Here is a 22,466-nt window from a genome sequence, read left to right on the forward strand (position 1 = left end):
ACTCCGTTGTCGCGGCCGGACAGCGGGTCTACACGACCGCCAGCGGGATCAGGTTCGGGATCACCGGGGACGGCAGGTCGGAGGAGCCGGTCAGGAAGCGGTCGACCGCGTTCGCGACCGAGCGGCCCTCCGCGATGGCCCACACGACCAGCGACGCGCCGCGGTGGGCGTCGCCGCAGACGAAGACGCCGGGCGCCGTGGTCTGCCAGTCGGCGCCGCACGAGATGGTGCCGCGCGGGGTGAGGGTGATGTCCAGGTCGTCCAGCAGCCGCATGTGCTCCACGCCCTCGAAGCCGATGGCCAGCAGCACCATGTCGGCGGGCAGGACCTCGACCTCCTCGGACAGCGGCACGACCTGGCGGCGGCCGTTGGCGTCCTTCTCCACCCTCACCTTGCGGAGCTTGATCTCGCGCACGTGGCCCTCGGCGTCGCCGACGAAGCTCTCCACCGCCACGGCGAACCTCCGCTCGCCCGCCTCCTCGTGGGCGGCGTAGGTGCGCAGGATCCACGGCCACACGGGCCACGGGGAGCGCTCGTCGTCGCGCTGCGACGGGGGCATCGGGTACTGGTCGAGCTGGAGCACCGACGCCGCGCCCTCGCGGACGGCCGTGCCGTAGCAGTCGGCCCCGGTGTCGCCGCCGCCGATCACCACCACGTGCTTGCCCGCCGCGGACAGGGGGGACGGGCCGTCGCCCTCCACCGCGCGGTTCGCCGGGACGAGGTGGTCCATCGCGAGGTGCACGCCGTCCAGCTCGCGGCCGGGGGTCGTGGTGTCGTCACGGCCGCGCAGCGCGCCCACGGCGAGCACGACGGCGTCGAACGCGGCGCGCAGCTGCTCCACGGTGAGGTCCACGCCGACCTCGACGCCGGTGACGAACTTGGTGCCCTCCTTGCGGAGCTGCGCCAGGCGCCGGTCGAGGACCTTCTTCTCCATCTTGAACTCGGGGATGCCGTAGCGCAGCAGTCCGCCGAGCCGGTCGTCGCGTTCGTAGACCGTGACGTGGTGGCCCGCGCGGGTGAGCTGCTGGGCGGCGGCCAGACCGGCCGGACCGGAACCGACCACGGCGACCTTCTTGCCGGAGGAGACCGTGGACTGGCTGGCGTGCACCAGGCCCTGCTCCCACGACACGTCGGCGATGGCCTGCTCGACGCGCTTGATCGCGACCGCTCCCCCGGCGTCCGGGGTGATCGCCAGGACGCACGCCGCCTCGCACGGGGCGGGGCAGAGGCGGCCGGTGAACTCGGGGAAGTTGTTGGTCGCGTGGAGCCGGTCCGACGCCAACTCCCAGTCACCGCGGCGAACCAGGTCGTTCCACTCCGGGATCAGGTTGCCCAGCGGGCAACCCGCGCTGCCGGAGTGGCAGAACGGGATGCCGCAGTCCATGCACCGGCTCGCCTGCGTGCGGACCTGCTTGTCGCGGGCCTCCGGCTCGGGCGTCTGGTAGACCTCGCGCCAGTCCTGGACGCGCTCGTCCACGGGCCGCTTCTTCGCGTCGGCCCTGTCGTGCTTGAGAAAACCCTGCGGGTCAGCCACGGGAGGCCTCCATGATCGCCGTGTCCACGTCCCGGCCTTCGGCGCGCGCGAGCCTCATCGCTTCGAGCACGCGCGCGTAGTCGCGGGGCATGACCTTGGTGAACGACGCGGAACGGCGGGGCCAGTCGCCCAGCAGGGAGGCGGCCACCGCGGATCCGGTGAGCTGGTGGTGCCGGGTGACGATCTCCTTGAGCCAGCGGAGGTCGTCGGGCGACGGGCGCTGGAGTTCGACCATCGCCTTGTTCACGTCGGCGGGGTCGAGGTCCAGCAGGTAGGCGATGCCGCCGGACATGCCCGCGGCGACGTTGCGGCCGGTCGGGCCGAGCACCACCGCGCGGCCACCGGTCATGTACTCGAACGCGTGGTCGCCGACGCCCTCGGAGACGGCCACCGCGCCGGAGTTGCGGACGCAGAAGCGTTCGCCGACCCGGCCGCGCAGGAAGATCTCGCCGCTGGTGGCGCCGTAGCCGATCACGTTGCCCGCGATCACCTGGCGTTCGGCGGCGAACGCCGAGTCCTCGTGCGGGCGGACGACGACGCGGCCACCGGACAGGCCCTTGCCGACGTAGTCGTTGGCGTCGCCGACCATGTCGAGGGTCACGCCGGAGGGCAGGAACGCGCCGAGCGACTGCCCCGCGGACCCGGTGAGGGTCACGTGGATCGTGTCGTCCGGCAGGCCGTCGCCGCCGAAGCGGCGGGTGACCTCCGCGCCCAGCAGCGTGCCGACGGTGCGGTTGACGTTGCGCACCGGCAGTTCCAGGCGCACCGGGATCGCGTCCTCCAGCGCACCCTCGGCGAGCTGGAGCAGCGTGCGGTCCAGCGCGTGCTCCAGGCCGTGGTCCTGGTCGCGGACGCGGCGCTTCGCCGACGGGTACCGGGTCTCCGGCACCGCGAAGACCGGCGACAGGTCGAGCCCGTCGGCCTTCCAGTGGTCCATGGCGGGCGCGGTGTTCAGCAGCTCGGCGTGGCCGACGGCCTCGTCGATCGTGCGGAAACCCAGTGCCGCCAGGTGTTCCCGGACCTCCTGCGCGACGAACTCGAAGAAGTTCACCACGTGGTCGGCCTGGCCGGTGTACCGCTCGCGCAGCACCGGGTTCTGCGTCGCCACGCCCACCGGACAGGTGTCCAGGTGGCAGACGCGCATCATCACGCACCCGGCGACGATCAGCGGGGCGGTCGCGAAGCCGAACTCCTCCGCGCCGAGCAGCGCGGCCACGACGACGTCGCGGCCGGTGCGCAGCGCGCCGTCGACCTGGACCGTGATGCGGTCGCGCAAACCGTTGAGCAGCAACGTCTGCTGCGTCTCGGCGAGCCCGATCTCCCACGGCGTCCCGGCGTGCTTGAGCGAGTTCAACGGGGACGCGCCGGTGCCGCCGTCGTGGCCGGAGATCAGGACGACGTCCGCGTGCGCCTTCGCCACGCCCGTCGCGACCGTGCCGACGCCGATCTCGCTGACCAGCTTCACGTGGACGCGGGCCTGCTCGTTCGCGTTCTTCAGGTCGTGGATGAGCTGCGCGAGGTCCTCGATGGAGTAGATGTCGTGGTGCGGCGGCGGCGAGATGAGGCCGACGCCCGGCGTGGAGTGCCGGGTGCGCGCGATCCACGGGTACACCTTGTAGCCGGGCAGCTGCCCGCCCTCGCCGGGCTTCGCGCCCTGCGCCATCTTGATCTGGATGTCCGTGCCGTTGACCAGGTACTCGCTGGTCACGCCGAACCGGCCGGACGCGACCTGCTTGACCGCCGAGCGCCGCTCGGGGTCGTACAGGCGCTCGCGGTCCTCGCCGCCCTCACCGCTGTTGGACCGGCCGCCGAGCCGGTTCATCGCGATGGCGAGCGTCTCGTGGGCCTCGGCCGAGATGGAGCCGTAGGACATGGCGCCGGTGTTGAAGCGCTTGACGATGGAGCTGACCGGCTCGACCTCGTCGATCGGCACGGGCTGGCGGCCCTCGGTGAGCAGCTCGAACAGGCCGCGCAGCGTGCCGCCCTCGCGGGCGAGGCGCTCGACCTCCTCGGTGTACTGGCGGTACACCTCGGCCTTGCGGGTCTTCGTGGCGTGCTGGAGCAGGAACACCGTCTCCGGCGTGAACAGGTGCAGCTCGCCCTCGCGGCGGTAGGAGTACTCGCCGCCGACCTCCAGCCGCCGGTGCGAGCGGTCGGTCGGGTTGTCCGGGAACGCCCGGCGGTGCCGGATCGCGACCTCCTCGGCGAGCACGTCGAGGCCGACGCCGCCGAGCTTGGACACGGTGCCGGTGAAGTACTCGTTGAGCACGTCGTGCGACAGGCCGACGGCTTCGAAGACCTGCGCCGCGGTGTACGCGCCGACCGTCGAGATGCCCATCTTGGACATGATCTTCAGGACGCCCTTGACCAGCGCGGACACGTACTGCCGCACGGCCTTGCGCGGCTCGATGCCGGTGATCGCGCCGGTGTTGACCAGGTCCTCGATCGTCTCGAAAGCCAGGTAGGGGTTGATCGCCGCCGCGCCGTAGCTCAGCAGCGCCGCGATGTGGTGCACCTCGCGGGCGTCGCCGGTCTCGACGACGAGCGCGACCCGCAGGCGCTCCTTGGTGCGCACCAGGTGGTGGTGCACCGCGGAGACCAGCAGCAGCGACGGGATCGGCGCCATCCGGTGGTCGGAGTCGCGGTCGGACAGGACGAGCGTTCGAGCGCCGTTCGCGATGGCCTCCGACGCCTCGCGACGCATCCGCTCGATCGCCGCCGCCAGCGCTTCGCCGCCGCCGTCGACCTCGTAGAGGCCCGACAGGACCGTGCAGGCGAAGCCCGGCAGGTCACCGTCGTCGTTGATGTGGATGAGCTTGGCCAGCTCGTCGTTGTCGATCACCGGGTAGTCGAGCTGGATGTGCCGGCAGGACACCGGTGACGGGTCGAGCAGGTTCTGCTCCGGGCCCATCACGCGCGACACCGACGTGACGATCTCCTCGCGGATCGCGTCCAGCGGCGGGTTCGTGACCTGCGCGAAGTTCTGCACGAAGTAGTCGTAGAGCAGCCGGGAGCGCTTCGACAGCGCGGCGACCGGGGTGTCCGTGCCCATCGAGCCGAGCGGCTCCATGCCGCCGATCGTCATGGGCGCGAGCAGGATGCGCAGCTCCTCCTCGGTGTAGCCGAAGGTGAGCTGGCGGCGCACGACCGACTCGTGGCTCTGCACCACGTGCTCGCGGTCGGCGAGGTCGTCGAGCTGGAGCAGGCCTGCGTGCAGCCACTCGTCGTACGGGTGGTCGTCGGCCAGCCCGGACTTGATCTCGGCGTCGTCGACGATCCGGCCCGCCTCGGTGTCCACCAGGAACATGCGGCCCGGCTGGAGGCGGCCCTTGGCCACGACCTGGCTCGGCGGCACGTCCAGCACACCGGTCTCGCTGGCCAGCACCACGCGGCCGTCGGCCGTCTGCCACCAGCGGGCGGGGCGCAGGCCGTTGCGGTCCAGGACCGCCCCGACCAGCGTGCCGTCGGTGAACGTGACGCACGCGGGCCCGTCCCACGGCTCCATCAGGCTGGCGTGGAACTGGTAGAACGCCCGCTGCGCGGGGTTCATCGAGGCGTGGTTCTCCCAGGCCTCGGGGATCATCATCATGACCGCGTGCGGAAGCGACCGACCGCCCAGGTGCAGCAGCTCCAGGACCTCGTCCATCGACGCCGAGTCAGAGCCCTCGGGGTCGCAGATCGGGAACAGCCTGGTCAGGTCGCCGGGGATCAGGTCGGACCGCAGCAGCGCCTCACGGGCGCGCATCCGGTTCCGGTTGCCGCGCACGGTGTTGATCTCGCCGTTGTGGGCCACGTACCGGAACGGGTGCGCGAGCGGCCACGACGGGAACGTGTTGGTCGAGAAGCGGCTGTGGACGAGCGCGATGGCGGACGCCAGGCGCTCGTCGCGCAGGTCGGGGAAGAACACGGGCAGCTGCCCGGTCGTGAGCATCCCCTTGTAGACGAGCGTGCGGGCCGACAGCGACGGGAAGTACGCGCCCACGTTCGCGGACGCGGTCTCGCGCTCGACCCGCTTGCGCAGGCAGTACGTGAGGCGGTCCAGCGCGACGCCCTCGTGGCCGTCCTCCGACCTCACGAACAGCATCGCGAAGTGCGGCACGACGGAGAGCGCGGTCGGTCCGACGTCGGCGGCCAGGGGGTCGACGGGCACGTCCCGCCAGCCCAGCACGACCAGGCCCTCCTCGACCGCGATCCGCTCGGCCATCGCGACGGCCTTCGCCCGGTCGTCGGGGTCGAGCGGGAGGAACGCGATACCGGCGGCGTAGCCGTCGCGTTCCGGCAGCTCGAAGTCGACCACGGCCCGCAGGAACGCGTCCGGCAGCTGGAGCAGGATGCCCGCTCCGTCACCGCTGGTCGGCTCGGCCCCGGCGGCGCCCCGGTGCTCCAGGTTGGCCAACGCCGTCAGCGCGTCGTTCACGATTCCGTGCGAACGCCGACCAGCGATGTCGGCCACCATCGCCACACCGCAGGCGTCACGCTCCGCAGTGGGGTCGTAGAGCCCCTGGGGGGCCGGGATGGCGGAGAAGATCACAGCGCAGACCTCCTTCGTCGTCCTGTAGCAGAACGATGTCCTCGTGCTCAGACCTGTCGAACGGTCTCTGGGCACGGGACGACGGTGGCCCGCGTGTTGACGCGACCTTAACAGCCGCGAAACGTGGAATCACCCTCCAATGGGTGGTCCTGCTCATGATCGCGTAACGATTCGTGCTGTCGGAACGACAGTGGGCCTACACCTCGAAACCGGTTACAACAGCGCAGCATATCCGAGGGTTCGGACGCCCGCGCGTCGGTGAGAGGTTGCCGACACGTGGCCGCACAGGGGCTAGCGGGACAACCGTACTGGTCAGGGCGTGTGCGGCCCTGTTAGTGGGCGGTAACAGGACCGATCGGTCGAGCGGGTAGCGCAGCGTCACGGACGGCGAGGCGCGGAGGACGGTCCACGGTCGGCTGTAGACAAAAAACAGGGCCGCCCGGAGGCGGCCCCGTGGAGAGCGAGCCCCGCCGCCGCGCTGCGTGGGTGGGGTGTGCGCGGCGGCGGGACTCGCGGCCGGTTGGTCAGTGGGCGCCCGCCACGGCGGGTGCGCGCTTCTCGTCCTCGTCGACGTCGTCACCGCTCTGCTGGTCGATCAGGTGGTCGACGTCCACGCTGGACGGGTTGTCGAGCACCTCGCGCAGCCGGTCCCGGTCCAGCTGGCCCTGCCAGCGGGCGACCACGAGGGTGCCGACACCGTTGCCGATGACGTTCGTGATCGCACGGGCTTCGGACATGAACCGGTCGATGCCGACGATGAGCGCGATGCCGACCGCGGGGATGGCGCTGTTGGCCTCGAACGCCTGGAGGGAGGCGGCCAGGGTGACCAGGCCCGCGCCCGTGACGCCCGCCGCGCCCTTGCTGGCGAGCAGCATGAACAGCAGCAGGCCGATCTGGGTGCCGAGGCCGACGTCCGTGCCGGTGGCCTGGGCGATGAAGAGGGCGCCCATGGTCAGGTAGATGCACGTGCCGTCGAGGTTGAACGAGTAGCCGGTGGGGATGGTGAGGCCGACGACGGACTTCTCCGCGCCCGCCGCCTCCAGCTTGACGAGCATGCGCGGGAGGACGGTCTCGCTGGACGACGTGCCCAGCACGATCAGCAGCTCGTCCTTGATGTAGCGCAGGAACTTGAAGATGTTGAACCCGGCGTACCAGGCGACGCCGCCGAGGACGACGAAGACGAACAGCACGCAGGTGACGTAGAACGACCCCATCAGCCAGGCGAGCTTGCCGAGGATGCTGCCGCCGAACTTGCCGATCGTGTAGGCGATGCCGCCGAACGCGCCGATCGGGGCCGCGTACATGACGATCTTGATGACGCCGAACATGACCTTGGCGAACGTGTCGAGCGCGGACACGACCTTCTCGCCGCGCTTGCCCATGCCCGCCACGGCGACCGCGACGAGCACGGCGATCACGAGGACCTGGATCAGCTGGCCGTCGGTGAAGGCGCCGACGAACGACTTCGGCACGAGGCTGAGCACGAAGCCGGTGATGCCGGTGTCGGCGCTCGACGCGTCCTGGAGGGTCTTGTCGGCGACGCCGTCCTTGATCGGGATGGTGGCGCCGTGGTGTCCGGGCTGGACCAGGTTCACGACGACGAGGCCGATGGCCAGCGCGACCGTGGTCATGGCGGTGAAGTAGAGGATCGTGCGGAGCGCCAGCCCGCCCGCCTTGGCCAGGTTCCCGAGTCCGGCGATGCCGACGACGATCGTGCAGAAGATGGTGGGCGCGATGACGACCTTGACGAGCGCGACGAACAGGTCCGCCAGCCACTTCATCTCGCTGGCCTGGGCGGGGAAGGCGTAACCGACGATGACACCGAGGACGATCGAGACCAGCACCCAGAAGTAGAGGTGCCGGTAGAGCGGCTTGCGTACTGCTGCTCCGGGTGGGCTGGCTGCCACGTCTCCTCCATGGGGGGCGGACGGCGGGATTGGTTGGTTCGTGATCCTGGGCACAGGCACCCCGTACAACAAGGACTCCCGAGGAAACTTGGGATTCATCTGACGTAACGAGTCCGGCACGCGCCGTTCACCCAGACCTCGGCGTACGCTCCGTCCGTGCCGCTCAGCCGTCGAACCGCGCTGCTGGCCGCCCTCGCGGCAGGTCTGCCGGTCGCCGCGTGCACGTCGACCGACACCCCGGAACTGGCCGAGCTGGTGCTCGCGACGGGCCCGGCGGGCGCGGTGTTCCGCGAGATCGGCGGAGCGCTGGCCGAGGCGCTGGCCGACCAGCTCCCGAACACGAGGGTGGTCGCCAGGGACACCAGCGCGTCGGTGGAGAACCTCCGCCTGCTGAAGGCGGGCGAGGCCCACCTCGGACTGTCCTCTTTGGACTCGGTGACGCACCTGGAGGACCTGGACGGGATCAAGGCCATCGGCAGGCTCTACGACAGCTTCCTGCACCTGGTCGTCCCGGAGGCGTCACCGATCCGGACGTTCGCCGACCTGGCGGGCCACCGGGTGTCCCTCGGACCGGTCGAGTCCGGCACCGAGTTCACCGCGGTGCGGCTCCTGCGGCTGCTGGGTGTGCGGGCGGTCGACGTGCGCATGGCCCACGCCGATTCCGCCAAGGAGCTGGAGAAGGGCACGATCGACGCGTTCATGGCGCTCACCGGCATCCCCACGCCCGCGATCAGCGGCCTGGTGGCCAAGGAGTTCCCGATCCGCCTGGTGCCGCTCGCCCAGGAGGCGCAGGCGCTGACGGTCGAGTTCCGCGGCCCCTACGTCCCCGCCACGATCCCGGCCACGACGTACGGCGACGTCGCCGCGAACGACACGGTCTCGGTCCCGAACCTGCTGCTGGCCATCGACTCCCTGTCCGACGACGTGGTGGAGGTGGTGACGCGCACCGTGTTCACCGAGTCCGCGCGCATCGCCGCCGAGCACCCGGAGGCGGGCAGGATCAACGTCCGCACCGGCATCGCCACGGGCCAGGTGCCGCTGCACCCCGGCGCCGCGCGCTGGTTCCGCTCGGTCAAGCGCTGACCGCCTCCCGGCGCGGGAGGGTCAGGCGCGCAGGCGGACCACCGCGTCGACGCCGTGGGGCTCGGCCGCGTCCAGGCGGAACTCGCCGCCCGCCGAGGTGATCAGCTCGGCGCAGATGGAGAGGCCGAGGCCGGTGCCCGCGATGTTCTGGTGCCGGGTGGAGCGCCAGAAGCGCCGGACCGCCTCGGTGCGCTCCTCGGCGGACAGGCCGGTGCCGTCGTCGGTCACGTGGAGTTCCACCCAGGGGCCCCCCGGCCGAGCGGCGATCGTCACGGCGGTGCCGCCGGAGAGCTTGACGGCGTTGCCGACGAGTTCGTCCAGGACGCTGCCCAGGCCGCCGGGGGGCGCCTGCACGACGAGACCCGAGGGCACGTCGACCCGCAACGAGACGGAGGCCTGACCGGCGAGCGCCCTCCAGGCGGGCACGTGCGTGACCATCAGGGCGTCCAGTTCGACCGGCTCGGCCGCCGAGGCGCTGTCGAGCCGGGTCGCGGCGAGCAGCGAGTCGAGGACGCGGCCCATCTCCTCGGCCTCGTCGACGGCGATCCGCTGTGCTTCCAGGCCGTCGCCGGACACGTGCGGCGCGAGGTTGTCGACCGCGAGCCTGAGGCTGGCCAGCGGGTTGCGGAGCTGGTGGGAGGCGTCGGAGACGAAGTCGCGCTGCCTGCGCAGGGCGCGGCTGACGACGTCGACCATCGTGTTGAACGAGCGCGCCAGCCGCCGCAGCTCCGGCGGACCGCCCACCTCGTCGGCACGGGTGTCCAGGCGACCGCCCGCGACGGCGGCGGTGGCCTCGTCCAGGCGCCGGACCGGACGCAGCACCCAGCGCGACATGGGCCACGCGACCAGCACGACACCCATCATCGGGATCAGCCCGAGGAGGCCGAGGATGCCCCACTGGCGGAGCACCGAGGAGCGCAGCCGGTCGGTCGGCGAGACCGTGACGACCGCCGCGACGACCTCGCTGTCCCGGCCGACGGGTTCGACCACGACCAGCCGGGTGTCCTCCCACGGCCACACGGTCTGGTCGGTGTCGCCGCGGAAGCCGCCGAACGCCGCTTTCAGCCCGTCGTCCAGGGTCGGCTGGGACAGGTCGATGGGCGTGCCGGAGTCGGCGATGACCCTGTTGTCGGTGCCGACCAGCGCGACCGCGATGCCGTACAGCTCGTCGTAGCGCTCCAGCTCGCCGCGCAACGCCGTCAGCCGGTTGGACGCGAGCGCGTTCTCCGCGAGGGACGCGAACCGGCTGGCGTCGCCGAGCCGGTCCAGGTAGGTCTCCTGCGTCTCGCCCTGCACCACCGCGAACGCCAGCGGCACGCCCAGGGCCGCGACCAGCGCGACCAGCAGCGGCACGATGAGGACCAGCAGCCGCCGCAGCATCAGGCCTCGGCCACGCGGTAGCCGACACCGCGGACGGTCTCGATCCGCACCCCGTCACCGAGCTTGCCGCGCAGCGCGGCGATGTGGGTGTCCAGCGTCCGCGACGGCGCCTCCCAGTGGGACTGCCACACCTGGTCGACGATCAGGTCGCGGCTGACCACCGCACCGGCCCGGCCGACGAGCAGCGCGAGCAGGTCGAACTCCTTGCGCGTCAACGAGACCGGCACGTCCCGCAGCGTCACGACGCGGGTCGCCGCGTCGAGGACCAGCGGCCCGAACCGCAGAGACCGCTCCGACCCCGACGACGCCCGCGCGGTGCGGGTGCGCCGCAGCACGGCCTCGATGCGCGCCAGCAGCTCGGCGGTGCCGAAGGGCTTCACCACGTAGTCGTCCGCTCCGGCCCGCAGCCCGAGCACGCGTTCGCGCTCCTCGCCCCTGGCGGTCACGGTGATCACGGCCGTGCCCTCGCGGCGACGCAGTTCGCGCAGCACGTCCAGGCCGTCGCCGTCGGGCAGGCCGAGGTCGAGCAGCACCACGTCGGCGGCGGGCGCCTTCACCGCGGCAGCGGCCGTGCCGACCCGGTGGACCTCGTAGCCCGCGTGCCGCAGAGCGGTGAGCAACCCACGAGCCACCCGGTCGTCATCTTCGACGACGAGGATGCGCATGGGGGGATGGTAGGCGCGTTACTCCGACTTCTCCGCCGACGGCATGTCCTCGGAGGGCCTCTCCTCGGACTTCGCGACCGGCTCCGGCTTGGTGTCCGGCACCGTCACGGCTTCCTGGTCGGCCTTCACGACCGGCTCGCCGTGCGCCTTCTCCGCCAGGTCGGCGTCGGTGGGGTCGGCGACGGTCCCGTCCGCGGTCTCGTCCGTGATCTTGTGCGTGGTCTTGTGCGCGGTCCTGCGCGTGGACGCGGCGGCGGACTTGTCCGCGTCGAACGCCGGGATCAGCGTCAGGTCCTCGCGCGGACCGCGGCTCTTCGCCAGGACGAACGCGACCACCGCGCCGATGAACACGAGGACGGACACCCACACGTTGATCCGCTGGCCGAACACCAGGGTCGCGGGGTCGGTCCGCATCAGCTCGATCCAGAACCGGCCCGCCGTGTAGCCGGCGACGTAGAGCGCGAACACCCGCCCGTGGCCGAGCCGGAACTTCCGGTCCGCCCACACGATCAGGATGGCGACGCCGACGTTCCACAGCAGCTCGTACAGGAACGTCGGGTGCACGATGTCGATCGGGGTGTGGTCGATCGCCACGCCGGCCAGGTCGTCCCTGATCTTGGTCACCGGGTCGACGCGCTCGTAGATCTCCAGACCCCACGGCAGCGTGGTGGGACCGCCGTAGAGCTCCTGGTTGAAGTAGTTGCCGAGCCTGCCGATGGCCTGCGCCAGCACGATGCCGGGCGCGAGCGCGTCCGCCATCGCGGGCAGCGGGATGCCCCGCCTGCGGCACGCGATCAGGGCACCGACGGCACCGAGCGCGATGGCGCCCCAGATGCCGAGGCCGCCCTTCCAGATCGCGAGCGCCTCCAGCGGGTTCTTGCCCTCGCCGAAGTACTTCGGGTAGTCCGTCGCCACGTGGTACAAACGGCCGCCGACCAGGCCGAACGGCACCGCGAACACCGCGATGTCCGTCACCGCGCCCGCGGGACCGCCCCGCGCGACGAACCGGCGCTCGCCCCACCAGATCGCCACGATGATGCCCGCGATGATGCAGAGGGCGTAGGCCCTCAGCGGAATCGGGCCGAGCTGCCAGACGCCCTGCGAAGGGCTCGGGATCGTCGCCAGGAACGTGCTGGCCGCGTACGTCGTCACCACGGCGACCACCGTAGCCGGTAGCGCGTCAGGACCACGTCAGAGTCCCCATTCGTTATCGCCGTGGTGCCTTCGTCAGCGCGCCCAGCCGGTGGGGTGCTGGTCGCGGACTGTCTTCCACGAGGTCGAGGCGATGCGACCGGCCTTGCGGGTGAAGGCGCGGTCGGCGAGGCGGAACGGTTCGGAGAGGTCCACGAAGCTGTCGTGGGTCGCTTTCGGGTCCCAGGACCTGGTCGGGATGCGCAGGTGGTCCAAGCGGTCGCTCTTGTCCTGGCTGGTGATGCGGAGGACGTCCACGCGCCTGGGGTAGGTGCGGAGGACCACGCACGGGCGGACCTTGGCCCCGTCGCCGTCGCGGAAGGGGACGTCGGCCCACCAGATGTCACCCGGTTGCGGTCTGGTCAGCCACGAGTCGTCCGGGGGTGAGGACTGGAGCGCGCCCGGCCCGCGGGTCCTGCGGACGAGGAGGGCGGCGAGGAGGGCCGCGGCGGCCACTGCCGCTGCCGCGAGGAGGTACCAGGGGGTCATCGGTGCTCCGCTGTCCGGGTGCTGGTGGGGACCGGGGCCAGTCTGGCCGTTGGACGGGCGGCGCACCGATCGGCGGGGGGTCTGGTGCTCTGGAACCCGGTGTGCACCCCGTGCGGGCCGCGACCGGACCGGGGGTGGTCGAACGCGCCGGGCGCGGTGCGGCCGCCCCCGAGGCGCTCGCTGATCACCGGCAGACCTGCCACGGTCAGCACACCGGCGGGCAGCGGGCGGCGGCGTGGCAGGCCTGTCGAGGAAACCGGTGATCAAGGAATGATCAGCACGTCCGGGTGGGCGGCCCGGTCGAAGACCGCGGTCTGCCTGCCGCGCAGGTGCAGGTCGAAGAACGCCGCGATGTACACCCGCTGCGCGGCGAGGCTGCGCTCCGGATCGATGGTGCCGATCATCGCGGTGGCGTCGCGGCCGAGTCGGGGCAGCAGCGCCTGCGCGTCCGTGAAGCTCATGTGCTCGGCGTCGGGGAGGTAGACGTCGCGCCGCCAGCCGGTCGACGCCGACCAGAAGGCACCCCAGTCGTCGCTGTGGGCGTGGTTGTGCGGAAGTCCGCTGCTCAAGCCGCCGCCCATCAGCAGACCCGGTTGCGTGCGGCCCCGCTTGAGCGGTGGTTCGGTTGCGGTGGGTAGGCAGCCGCTGTGCGAGCAGGTAGGTGAGCGGGCACAAGCAGGCAGGTAAACGGGTAGGTGGGTAGGTGGGTAGGTGGACGGGTAAGCGAGCGCTGTGCGAGCAGGCAGACAGGCCGGCCGGCTGGCGAGCGAGCAGGCAGGCGGGCGGGCGGGCAGGCAGGAGGATAGGCGGGGCGGGCGGGTAGGTAGGTAAGCAGGCGAGTAGGCATCTGGGCGAGTAGGCGGGCGGGCCAACTGGGCTAGCAGGCGGGCTGGCTGGCTGCGCGAGCAGGCAGGCGTGCGGCTGGGTTCTGTGCCGTCGCTTGGTGGCTGTTCTCGCTTCGCTTCGGCGGTGTTGTGCTGGCCCGCGCCCGTGCCCGTGCCGGGTGGTGGGTGCCGGGTGGTGGGCGGGTGGTGGTGGGTGCGGGTGGTGGGCGGGTGGGTGCCGGGTGGTGGGTGCCAGGTGGCGGGTGGTGGTGGAGTGGGTGTTGGGTCAGCTGTGGTTCAGGTGGGGCAGGGTGTAGGTCTTTCCCGCGTAGGTGCCGCCTTGGACGCCCTCGAACTCGCCTTCGATGCCGTACGTCTCGGCGTTGTCGACCGGCGTGTAGCCGAGTGTTGGTGAGAGTTCCCAGAAGCGGTTGGTGTTGGCCGAGACCGCGTACGCCGTCTCGAAGTGCAGGTTCGGGGTGGTCAGGGCGGCGTTGATGAAGCCCGTGCAGTCCCTCGGGCTCAGCCAGGTCGCTCGGTGGCGGGGTTCTGATGGTTCCGCCTCGAAGCTGCCGATGCGCAGGCAGACCACGGAGACGCCGAACTTGTCCGCGTACAGCCTGGCCAGGGCTTCCACCGCTACCTTGCTGACGCCGTACAGGCCGTCCGGGCGTGGGGTGTCGGTTGGGGAGACCACCTGCGTCGTCGGGTAGAAGCCGGTCAGCCTGTTGCTGCTCGCCAGCACCACGCGGCGCAGGCCGTGGAGGCGGGCGGCCTCCAGGATGTGGTGGGTGCCCAGGACGTTGCTGGTCAGCAGGTCAGGTAGCGGTGCCTCGTCCGGGATGCCGCCCAGGTGGACCACGGCGTCCGCTCCCGCCAGGGCCGCGACCACCGCCGCCTCGTCGCGCACGTCCAGGACCAGGGACTCCTCAGCTTCCCCAAGGCCTGCGACCTCCGCCAGGTCGGCCAGCACGACCCGGCTCGCCACGCCGTGCAGTCCGGCTCGGACCGCACGGGCTACCTGGCCTGCCGCTCCCGTCACCACGACGGTTCCCAATTCGGTGTTCACGGCCCGAACCCTTCCAGCCGCGCAGCAGGAGGAGGAAGGGGACCAGGATCAGCAGGAGCAGGGGTGTGGTGGTCATGGGTCCACTGTCCGCAGGGGTACCGACAATTTCGGGAGCTTTTGCGGCCTGCTCGTGGCTGTTCACCCGATCGGGGTTCAGAAATGCGAGAACGCCGCCCCTCGTTCACACGTGGGACGGCGTTCTCCGCTGGTCAGGCTGGTGCTACCGCGCTGCGTACGCCCGTGGCCAGGTCTTCGGTCAGGGCGCGCACCGCCGCCGGGCTGTCCGCCGCGGCCGTGACGAACGCCGAGCCGACGATGACGCCGTCGGCGAACGCGGCCAGTTCCGCCGCCTGCGCGCCCGAACGGACGCCCAGGCCCACTCCCACCGGCATGTCAGTGTGCTCACGCACGCGCTTGACCAGCGCGGGAGCGAGGTTGGAGACGACGTCACGGGCTCCGGTCACGCCCATGACCGAGGTCGCGTAGAGGAACCCGCGCGAGGACTTCGAGGTGAGGTCGATCCGCTCCTCCGTGGACGAGGGCGCGACGAGGAAGATCCGGTCCAGGTCGTGCTCCTCCGCGGCGGCGATCCAGTCCGCGGCCTCGTCGGGCACCAGGTCGGGCGTGATCAGGCCCAGGCCGCCCGCTGAGGCCAGGTCGCGGGCGAACTCGGCCACGCCGTAGCGCAGGACCGGGTTCCAGTACGTCATGACCACGGCCCTGCCGCCCGCCGCCGCGACCGACTCGACGACGCCGAACAGGTCGCGCACCCGGAAGCCCGCGCGCAGCGCCTGCTCCGCGGCCACCTGGATGGTCGGGCCGTCCATCACCGGGTCGGAGAACGGGAGACCCACCTCGACCAGGTCGCAGCCGGAGTCGACCATCGTGCGGAGGGTGTCCTTCGAGCCCTCCACGGTCGGGTAGCCGGCGGGCAGGTAGCCGATCAGGGCGGCGCGGTCCTCCGCGCGGCACTGGTCGAAGACCGGGGCTAGCCTGCTCATTCCGTCTCCCCCTCGACGCCGAGGCCGAACCACTTCACGGCGGTGTCCATGTCCTTGTCGCCGCGGCCGGACAGGTTGACCAGGATGACGGCGTCCTCGCCCAGCTCCTTGCCGAGCTGCATCGCACCCGCGAGGGCGTGCGACGACTCGATGGCCGGGATGATGCCCTCGGTGCGCGAGAGCAGGGCGAACGCCTCCATGGCCTCCGCGTCGGTGACCGGCCGGTACTCGGCGCGGCCGATGTCCTTGAGGTGGGAGTGCTCGGGGCCGACACCGGGGTAGTCCAGACCGGCCGAGATCGAGTGCGCCTCGGTGATCTGGCCGTCCTCGTCCTGCATGACGTAGGACATGGCGCCGTGCAGCGAACCGGGCAGGCCCTTGGTGAGCGTGGCGCCGTGCCGGTCGGTGTCGATGCCGTCGCCGCCGGGCTCCAGGCCGACCAGGCGGACCGACGGGTCGTCGATGAAGCCGTGGAAGATGCCGATCGCGTTGGAGCCGCCGCCGACGCACGCGGCGACGACGTCCGGCAGCCGGTCGATCTGCTCCAGGATCTGGGCGCGCGCCTCGATGCCGATGATCCGGTGGAAGTCGCGCACCAGCAGCGGGAACGGGTGCGGGCCCGCCGCGGTGCCGAGCAGGTAGTGCGTGTCGTCGACGTTGGCGACCCAGTCGCGCAGCGCCTCGTTGATCGCGTCCTTCAGCGTCCGCGACCCGGTCTTGACCGGGATGACCTCGGCGCCGAGCAGGCGCATCCTGGCGACGTTGAGCGCCTGCCGCTCGGTGTCGACCTCGCCCATGTAGACGACGCAGTCGAGGTCCATCAGCGCGCACGCGGTCGCGGTCGCGACGCCGTGCTGGCCCGCGCCGGTCTCGGCGATCACGCGCTTCTTGCCCATGCGCTTGGTGAGCAGCGCCTGGCCCAGCACGTTGTTGATCTTGTGCGAGCCGGTGTGGTTCAGGTCTTCCCGCTTGAGGAAGACCCGCGCGCCGCCCGCGTGCCGCGAGAACTTCTTCGCCTCGGTCAGCAGCGACGGACGACCCGCGTAGTCCTTGAGCAGCCTGGCGAACTCAGCGAGGAAGTCCGGGTCGACGCGCGCCTTCTCGTAGAAGACGGCGAGCTCGTCGACCGCGGCGATGAGCGCCTCCGGCATGTACCGACCGCCCCAGGGGCCGAAGTGCCCCCGCTCGTCGGGATCGTGCGGCGTGGGCGCGAACTGACCGCTGCCCACGGTGCCGGTTGGCGACATGCCATCCTCCAGGGTTGCTTAGCGACTCGGGCGCGGACAGGCGGGGTGCGAACCCGCCGTCACGAGCTTGTTCACGGCGACCTTCGGGTCGGGCGCGGTGACCAGACCCTCGCCGACCAGCACCGCGTCGGCCCCGTGGCCCGCGTACGACATGAGGTCGCCCGGCCCGCGCACACCGGACTCGGCGATCTTGATCGTCTCGAACGGGAGCCCCGGCGCGATGCGCCCGAACGTGTCCCGGTCGACCTCCAGGGTGTGCAGGTTGCGCGCGTTGACGCCGATCACGCTCGCGCCCGCCTCCAGCGCGCGGTCGGCCTCCTCGGCCGTGTGCACCTCGACGAGCGCGGTCATGCCGAGCGACTCGACCCGGTCGAGCAGCGCGATCAGGGCGTTCTGCTCCAGCGCGGCCACGATCAGCAGCACCAGGTCGGCGCCGTGCAGGCGCGCCTCGTGCACCTGGTACGGGCTGACGATGAAGTCCTTGCGCAGCAACGGGATCTTGACCGCCGCGCGCACCGCGTCGAAGTCCTCCAGCGACCCGCCGAAACGACGGCTCTCGGTCAGCACGCTGATGACGCTGGCGCCACCGGCCTCGTAGGCCACGGCCAGGTCCGCGGGCTCCGGGATGGCCGCCAGGTCACCCTTGGACGGACTGCGCCGCTTCACCTCGGCGATCACGCCGACGGCCGGAGCACGCAGGACGGACATCACGTCCTGGGGCGGCGCGACCTTCGTGGTGCGCGCGCGCAGCTCGGGAAACGGAAGAGCGGCCTCGCGGACGGCGAGGTCCTCACGAACGCCTTCGATGATCGATTCGAGAACGGTCACCCGGACACCTCGCACTTGCTCGCCGGCCCGGTACTCGGTGCCTCACTGCCAACTACATCGGTCGCAAGTTCGCACACGTCACGATCCCCTTCCCGCCGCAAGGATGCTAACCCCGCCGGACAACCCGACCGGCCACCGGGGTGGCACGATCGGGGCTGCTCCGCGAGGCACCCACGGGTACGACGTGCGCGAACGTGCGGCGCAGGCGTGTCAGCACCTCGTCAGCCACGGGTCAGCCCCGATCGGTGGGGTCGTCGCCGCGTTCCAACGCACGCCACAGGTCCTTGTCCGGGTCCGTGGAGCGCTTCGCCGCGGCGGGCGTCTGGTAGCTGCCGCCCAGGCGCGGCATGGCCTGCCCGCGCACCAGCAGCAGCACGCCCGCGGCGACCACGAGCAGCGCACCGAGCACGACCAGCCCCTTGGGCACCGGGCCGCCCGGCGCCGCGAGCGCGAACCACACCGCGCCGAGGCCGGTGACCAGCACGATCCCGCCCAGCACCCGCCGAACCCAGCCCGAGAGGGCCACCACGGCGGCGACGGCGGCCGCGCAGAGCACGGCCAGCGGCACCAGCTCGGGCACTACGTCGGCCCCGGACCTGTCGACCGCGGTCGCCGCGGCTCCGGGGCGCTGCACCGACTCGGTGACCCAGGTCAGGCCGGAGGCCCCCCACAGCGCGAGCGCCCCCAGCAGCAGGAGGAGCACCACGATCCACAGTGGACGCCTAAACACTCGTCGGACTCGCGGCGGGCTTCATCGTCTGCGCGGTGGCGATGGCGGCCAGGACGGCCCCGGCCTTGTTCAGGCACTCGTTGTCCTCGGAGACCGGGTCGGAGTCGGCCACGATCCCGCCGCCCGCCTGCACGTACGCCACGCCGTCGCGCACCAGCGCGGTCCGGATGGCGATGGCGGTGTCCGCGTCGCCCGCGAAGTCCAGGTAGCCGACGACGCCGCCGTAGAGGCCGCGCCGGGTCGGTTCCAGCTCCTCGATCAGCTCCATCGCGCGCGGCTTCGGCGCGCCGGACAGGGTGCCCGCCGGGAAGCAGGCCGCGACCGCGTCGTACGCCGTCTTCCCGTCCGACAGTTCACCCGTCACGGTGGACACGATGTGCATGACGTGGCTGTACTTCTCGACCTTGAAGAACTCCACGACCGTCACGGAACCCGGCCTGCACACGCGGCCGAGGTCGTTGCGGCCGAGGTCGACGAGCATGAGGTGCTCGGCGCGCTCCTTCTCGTCGGAGAGGAGGTCCTTCTGGAGGACGGCGTCCTCCTCCTCGTCCACGCCCCTCCAGCGGGTGCCCGCGATCGGGTGGGTCGTCGCCTTGCCGTCGCGGACCGTCACGAGCGACTCGGGGCTGCACCCGACGATGTCGAAGCCCTCCAGGCGCAGCAGGTACATGTACGGGCTGGGGTTGGACGTCCGCAGCACGCGGTAGATGTCCAGCGGGTCGGCGTCCGTGCGCATCTCGAACCGCTGCGACAGCACGACCTGGAACGCCTCGCCCGCGCGGATCGCGGCCTTGGCCTTCTCGATGACGTCGTGGTGCTCCTGGGGCGTGCGCCTGCGGGTGAACTCCGGTCGCTGGCGGGTGAACACAGCGGCCGTCGCGGGCGCCGGGTTCTGCAGGTCCAGCGTCATCTGTTCGAGGCGGGCCACGGCGTCGTCGTAGGCCGCGTCGATGTTGTGCGTCGAGTCGTCCCAGTTCAGGGCGTTCGCGATGAGCGTGACGGTGCCCTCGTGGTGGTCGAGCGCGGCCAGGTCGGTGGCCAGCAGCATCACCAGTTCGGGGACCTTCAGGTCGTCCTCGGCCAGCGTCGGCAGCTTCTCCAGCCTGCGCACGGCGTCGTAGCCGATGTAGCCGACCATGCCGCCGGTCAGCGGGGGCATGCCGGGCATGCGGTCGGTGCGCAGCACCTCGATGGTCTCGCGCAGCGCCTGGAGCGGGTCTCCGCCCTCGGGCAGGCCGACCGGGCGCACGCCCGTCCAGTAGGCCTCGCCACCGGTGGCCGTGAGCGCGGCCGAGGAGCGCGCGCCGACGAACGACCAGCGCGACCACGACCGGCCGTTCTCGGCGGACTCCAGCAGGAACGTGCCCGGCCGGTCCCCCGCGAGCTTGCGGTAGAGGCCGACGGGCGTCTCCGCGTCGGCGAGGAGCCGTCGGACGACCGGGATGACCCGGCGATCGGCGGCGAGCTCGCGGAATTCCTCACGGGTGGGGCTGATTTCGCCCAGACCCGAGCCTGCACCGGCTCCGATGACGCTGACCATTCGGCCATTCTGCCGTGAAGACCTATACGAGCCCTCTTCAGGGCTTCGGGCAGACGCAGATTTCATCGCTTGTTGAAATTTGGTCCGGACGGCGGGATGATGGTGCCGTGACCACAGCGAGCGAGCAGGCGGAGCCCAAGCGCCGCGGGCGGCGGGCGGGCGGCGAGGACACCAGGACCGTGCTGCTCGACGCGGCGCGCGAGGTGTTCATCGCCCGCGGGTACGAGGGTGCCACCGTGCGGTCCATCGCCGCCAGGGCGGGGGTCGACGCCGCGATGGTCAACCACTGGTTCGGCGGCAAGGAGAACCTGTTCGCGCAGGCCGTCCTCAAGCTCCCGTTCGACCCGACCGTGCTGGTCGCGCGCCTGCTCGACGGGCCGCCGGAGCAGATCGGCGAACGGATCGCGCGCAACTTCACCACCATCTGGGACGCCACCGGCGGAGGCCCGTTCGCCGCGATCGTGCGCAGCGTGACCAGCCACGAGGGCGTGGCGAACGCCCTGCGGGAGTTCTTCCTGCACAACGTGTTCGGCAGGATCACCGAGGGTCTCGACGTCGACCGGGTCGACCTGCGGGCCTCGCTGTGCGCGTCGCAGGTCATCGGCATGGGCATGGTCAGGTACGTGGTGAAGTTCGAACCGCTCGCCTCGGCCGACGTCGACACCGTCGTCGCGGCCGTCGGGCCGACCCTCCAGCGCTACCTGACCGGCGACATCGACTAGTCCTCCAGCAGCACGTCCGCGTCGAAGCAGGTGCGGTCGCCGGTGTGGCAGGCCGCGCCGGTCTGGTCGACCACGAGCAGCAGGGCGTCGCCGTCGCAGTCCAGGCGCACCTCGTGCACGTACTGCGTGTGGCCGGACGTGTCGCCCTTGCGCCAGCGCTGCTGCCTGCTGCGGGAGAAGTACACCGCCTGCCGGGTCGTCAGCGTCTCGTGCAGCGCGGCGTCGTCCATCCACGCCACCATCAGCACCTCGCCCGTGCCGCGCTGCTGCGCGACCGCGCACACCAGCCCGTCGGCGGTGCGCTTGAGCCTGGAGGCGATGGCGGGGTCGAGTTCGGTCACCGGTTTCCTCCGCGTTTGAGGTGGATCAGCGCCGGGGCCGTGTTGAGCAGCACCACGCCGTAGACGTGCGCGGCCGACAGGACGCCCGTGATGACGCGCGCCCACACCGGGCCGTCGTTGAGCGTGGCGAGCAGGTGGACCAGCGCGAGCAGCAGGAACAGGATGATCGCGGTGACCCGCGCCGGCCGGAACCCGATCACGAGACCGGCCGCGACGACGAGTTCCAGCGCGGCCACGACCGCCGGGAACCGCACCCAGACCACGTCGCCGTCGACCTGCCACTTCACGACGCCCACCAGCAGGAACAGCAGCGCTCCACCGGCCGCGACGGCCGCCGAGATGAGCACCTCCGGCGGCGCGGAGGGGTTCCGCGTCACCGGACCACCACCCCGGCCGCGCGCAGCCCGTCCTTGACCTCGGAGATCCTCAGCTGGCCGAAGTGGAACACGCTCGCGGCGAGCACCGCGTCGGCCCCGGCCTCGACGGCGGGCGGGAAGTGGTCAACCGCGCCCGCGCCGCCGCTCGCGATCAGCGGCACGTCCACGACCGCGCGGACCAGGCGCAGCAGCTCCAGGTCGAACCCGACCTTGGTGCCGTCGGCGTCCATGGAGTTCAGCAGGATCTCGCCGACCCCCAGCTCCTGACCGCGCGCGGCCCACTCGACGGCGTCGATCCCGGTGCCCTTGCGCCCGCCGTGGGTCGTCACCTCGAACCCGGACGGGGTCGGCCGCTCCCCCTCCGGCACGCGCCGCGCGTCCACGGACAGCACGATGCACTGCGCCCCGAACCGCTGCGACAGCTCGCCCAGCAGCTCCGGCCGCACGATCGCCGCCGTGTTGACCCCGACCTTGTCCGCGCCCGCGCGGAGCAGCTTGTCGACGTCGTCGGGGCTGCGGACGCCGCCGCCGACCGTGAGCGGGATGAAGACCTGCTCGGCCGTGCGGCGGACGACGTCGAACGTCGTCCCGCGGTCCGAAGAGGACGCCGTGACGTCCAGGAAGGTCAACTCGTCCGCGCCTTCGGCGTCGTAGGCGCGAGCCAGCTCGACCGGGTCTCCCGCGTCGACGAGGTTGGTGAAGTTGACGCCCTTCACCACCCGGCCTCGGTCGACGTCGAGACAGGGGATCACACGGACAGCGACGGACATGCCGACCAGCCTACGGTCAGGCGGACGGCAGGTCGGTGAGGGCGGGTACGAAGTCCTCCAGGTCCGGACCGACCGAGGGGTCACCCCCGCGAAGACCGGGGACGGCGACCACCGCGACGCCCGGTTCGTCGAGTGGACCGGGCGCACGACTGCGCGGAGCGACGACACCGCCCGCGACGTCGTGCGGATCGCACAGGGGTCGCCCTTGGGGACAGTCGTGGCGGGAGAACCGGTTTC

At 71.5% G+C, this 22,466-nt stretch carries 19 protein-coding genes; 2 read left to right on the forward strand and 17 right to left on the reverse strand.

Annotation, left to right across the window (positions count from 1 at the left end; genetic code table 11):
• Positions 1 to 28: 28 nt before the first annotated feature.
• From VFZ92_RS11430 to dctA, 3 genes are all read right to left on the reverse strand, one after another.
• Positions 29 to 1,534 (reverse strand): glutamate synthase subunit beta, encoded by a 1,506-nt coding sequence (locus tag VFZ92_RS11430; protein ID WP_330875828.1) that lies wholly within the window; start codon positions 1,532 to 1,534, stop codon positions 29 to 31.
• Positions 1,527 to 6,065: a glutamate synthase large subunit gene (gene gltB, locus VFZ92_RS11435; RefSeq protein ID WP_330875829.1), complete on the reverse strand. Its 4,539-nt coding sequence runs from the start codon at positions 6,063 to 6,065 to the stop codon at positions 1,527 to 1,529. The genes VFZ92_RS11430 and gltB overlap by 8 nt, the downstream gene beginning before the upstream one ends.
• 524 nt (positions 6,066 to 6,589) lie before the next feature.
• Positions 6,590 to 7,972, reverse strand: a complete 1,383-nt coding sequence (gene dctA / locus VFZ92_RS11440; RefSeq protein WP_330875830.1) for a C4-dicarboxylate transporter DctA — start codon at positions 7,970 to 7,972, stop codon at positions 6,590 to 6,592.
• Between the two features lie 156 nt (positions 7,973 to 8,128).
• Here dctA and VFZ92_RS11445 point away from each other — a divergent pair, with 156 nt between their 5' ends.
• Complete coding sequence (locus VFZ92_RS11445) at positions 8,129 to 9,055, forward strand: TAXI family TRAP transporter solute-binding subunit (RefSeq protein ID WP_330875831.1); 927 nt, start codon at positions 8,129 to 8,131, stop codon at positions 9,053 to 9,055.
• A gap of 21 nt (positions 9,056 to 9,076) precedes the next feature.
• On the opposite strand, the gene VFZ92_RS11450 is transcribed toward VFZ92_RS11445, so the two are convergent.
• The 11 genes from VFZ92_RS11450 to VFZ92_RS11500 form a co-directional block, all read right to left on the reverse strand.
• Complete coding sequence (locus VFZ92_RS11450; RefSeq protein WP_330875832.1) at positions 9,077 to 10,435, reverse strand: HAMP domain-containing sensor histidine kinase; 1,359 nt, start codon at positions 10,433 to 10,435, stop codon at positions 9,077 to 9,079.
• On the reverse strand, positions 10,435 to 11,100 hold the full coding sequence (locus VFZ92_RS11455) for a response regulator transcription factor (RefSeq protein WP_330875833.1): 666 nt from the start codon (positions 11,098 to 11,100) through the stop codon (positions 10,435 to 10,437). The genes VFZ92_RS11450 and VFZ92_RS11455 overlap by 1 nt, the downstream gene beginning before the upstream one ends.
• 18 nt (positions 11,101 to 11,118) lie before the next feature.
• Positions 11,119 to 12,255, reverse strand: a complete 1,137-nt coding sequence (gene lgt / locus VFZ92_RS11460) for a prolipoprotein diacylglyceryl transferase (RefSeq protein WP_330875834.1) — start codon at positions 12,253 to 12,255, stop codon at positions 11,119 to 11,121.
• 72 nt (positions 12,256 to 12,327) lie between these two features.
• On the reverse strand, positions 12,328 to 12,780 hold the full coding sequence (locus VFZ92_RS11465; protein ID WP_330875835.1) for a type II toxin-antitoxin system PemK/MazF family toxin: 453 nt from the start codon (positions 12,778 to 12,780) through the stop codon (positions 12,328 to 12,330).
• A 263-nt stretch (positions 12,781 to 13,043) separates the two neighbouring features.
• Positions 13,044 to 13,349 (reverse strand): hypothetical protein, encoded by a 306-nt coding sequence (locus VFZ92_RS11470; protein ID WP_330875836.1) that lies wholly within the window; start codon positions 13,347 to 13,349, stop codon positions 13,044 to 13,046.
• Positions 13,350 to 13,890: 541 nt separating this feature from the next.
• Positions 13,891 to 14,673, reverse strand: a complete 783-nt coding sequence (locus tag VFZ92_RS11475) for an NAD(P)-dependent oxidoreductase (RefSeq protein ID WP_330875837.1) — start codon at positions 14,671 to 14,673, stop codon at positions 13,891 to 13,893.
• Between the two features lie 209 nt (positions 14,674 to 14,882).
• Positions 14,883 to 15,674, reverse strand: coding sequence for a tryptophan synthase subunit alpha (gene trpA / locus VFZ92_RS11480; RefSeq protein ID WP_330875838.1), 792 nt, complete (start codon positions 15,672 to 15,674; stop codon positions 14,883 to 14,885).
• Positions 15,671 to 16,921, reverse strand: coding sequence for a tryptophan synthase subunit beta (gene trpB, locus VFZ92_RS11485; RefSeq protein WP_330875839.1), 1,251 nt, complete (start codon positions 16,919 to 16,921; stop codon positions 15,671 to 15,673). Before trpB ends, trpA begins: the two co-directional genes overlap by 4 nt.
• A gap of 18 nt (positions 16,922 to 16,939) precedes the next feature.
• A complete protein-coding gene (gene trpC, locus VFZ92_RS11490) occupies positions 16,940 to 17,749 on the reverse strand; it encodes an indole-3-glycerol phosphate synthase TrpC (RefSeq protein WP_330875840.1) in 810 nt (269 codons plus the stop codon).
• 232 nt (positions 17,750 to 17,981) lie between these two features.
• Entirely contained in the window at positions 17,982 to 18,455 is a 474-nt protein-coding gene (locus tag VFZ92_RS11495; RefSeq protein ID WP_330875841.1) for a Trp biosynthesis-associated membrane protein, read from the reverse strand.
• Positions 18,456 to 18,471: 16 nt separating this feature from the next.
• A complete protein-coding gene (locus tag VFZ92_RS11500; RefSeq protein ID WP_330875842.1) occupies positions 18,472 to 20,019 on the reverse strand; it encodes an anthranilate synthase component I in 1,548 nt (515 codons plus the stop codon).
• A gap of 107 nt (positions 20,020 to 20,126) precedes the next feature.
• Between VFZ92_RS11500 and VFZ92_RS11505 the strand changes: the two genes are divergently transcribed.
• Entirely contained in the window at positions 20,127 to 20,741 is a 615-nt protein-coding gene (locus VFZ92_RS11505; RefSeq protein WP_330875843.1) for a TetR/AcrR family transcriptional regulator, read from the forward strand.
• Here VFZ92_RS11505 and hisI read toward each other — a convergent pair.
• Genes hisI through hisF form a run of 3 tightly spaced genes read right to left on the reverse strand, consistent with a single transcriptional unit; the run spans position 20,738 to position 22,229 of the window.
• The gene (hisI, locus tag VFZ92_RS11510; RefSeq protein ID WP_330875844.1) at positions 20,738 to 21,082 is read right to left on the reverse strand and encodes a phosphoribosyl-AMP cyclohydrolase; all 345 of its coding nucleotides are present in this window, start codon (positions 21,080 to 21,082) and stop codon (positions 20,738 to 20,740) included. The two genes, VFZ92_RS11505 and hisI, sit on opposite strands and share 4 nt — an antisense overlap.
• Positions 21,079 to 21,459 carry a hypothetical protein gene (locus tag VFZ92_RS11515; protein WP_330875845.1) on the reverse strand — a complete coding sequence of 127 codons (381 nt, stop codon included), beginning with the start codon at positions 21,457 to 21,459 and terminating at the stop codon, positions 21,079 to 21,081. The genes hisI and VFZ92_RS11515 overlap by 4 nt, the downstream gene beginning before the upstream one ends.
• Positions 21,456 to 22,229 carry an imidazole glycerol phosphate synthase subunit HisF gene (gene hisF / locus VFZ92_RS11520; RefSeq protein WP_330875846.1) on the reverse strand — a complete coding sequence of 258 codons (774 nt, stop codon included), beginning with the start codon at positions 22,227 to 22,229 and terminating at the stop codon, positions 21,456 to 21,458. The genes VFZ92_RS11515 and hisF overlap by 4 nt, the downstream gene beginning before the upstream one ends.
• Positions 22,230 to 22,466: the final 237 nt, after the last annotated feature.

Origin of the sequence: Umezawaea sp., assembly GCF_036375055.1 — a bacterium.
GTDB lineage: Bacteria > Actinomycetota > Actinomycetes > Mycobacteriales > Pseudonocardiaceae > Umezawaea.

Excerpts from the sequence above, each read along its gene's own strand:
- trpA (WP_330875838.1), bottom strand. The coding sequence starts at position 15,674 with ATGAGCAGGCTAGCCCCGGTCTTCGACCAGTGCCGCGCGGAGGACCGC.
- VFZ92_RS11450 (WP_330875832.1), bottom strand. The coding sequence starts at position 10,435 with ATGCTGCGGCGGCTGCTGGTCCTCATCGTGCCGCTGCTGGTCGCGCTG.
- VFZ92_RS11500 (WP_330875842.1), bottom strand. The coding sequence starts at position 20,019 with ATGGTCAGCGTCATCGGAGCCGGTGCAGGCTCGGGTCTGGGCGAAATC.
- VFZ92_RS11455 (WP_330875833.1), bottom strand. The coding sequence starts at position 11,100 with ATGCGCATCCTCGTCGTCGAAGATGACGACCGGGTGGCTCGTGGGTTG.
- VFZ92_RS11465 (WP_330875835.1), bottom strand. The coding sequence starts at position 12,780 with ATGACCCCCTGGTACCTCCTCGCGGCAGCGGCAGTGGCCGCCGCGGCC.
- trpB (WP_330875839.1), bottom strand. The coding sequence starts at position 16,921 with ATGTCGCCAACCGGCACCGTGGGCAGCGGTCAGTTCGCGCCCACGCCG.
- hisF (WP_330875846.1), bottom strand. The coding sequence starts at position 22,229 with ATGTCCGTCGCTGTCCGTGTGATCCCCTGTCTCGACGTCGACCGAGGC.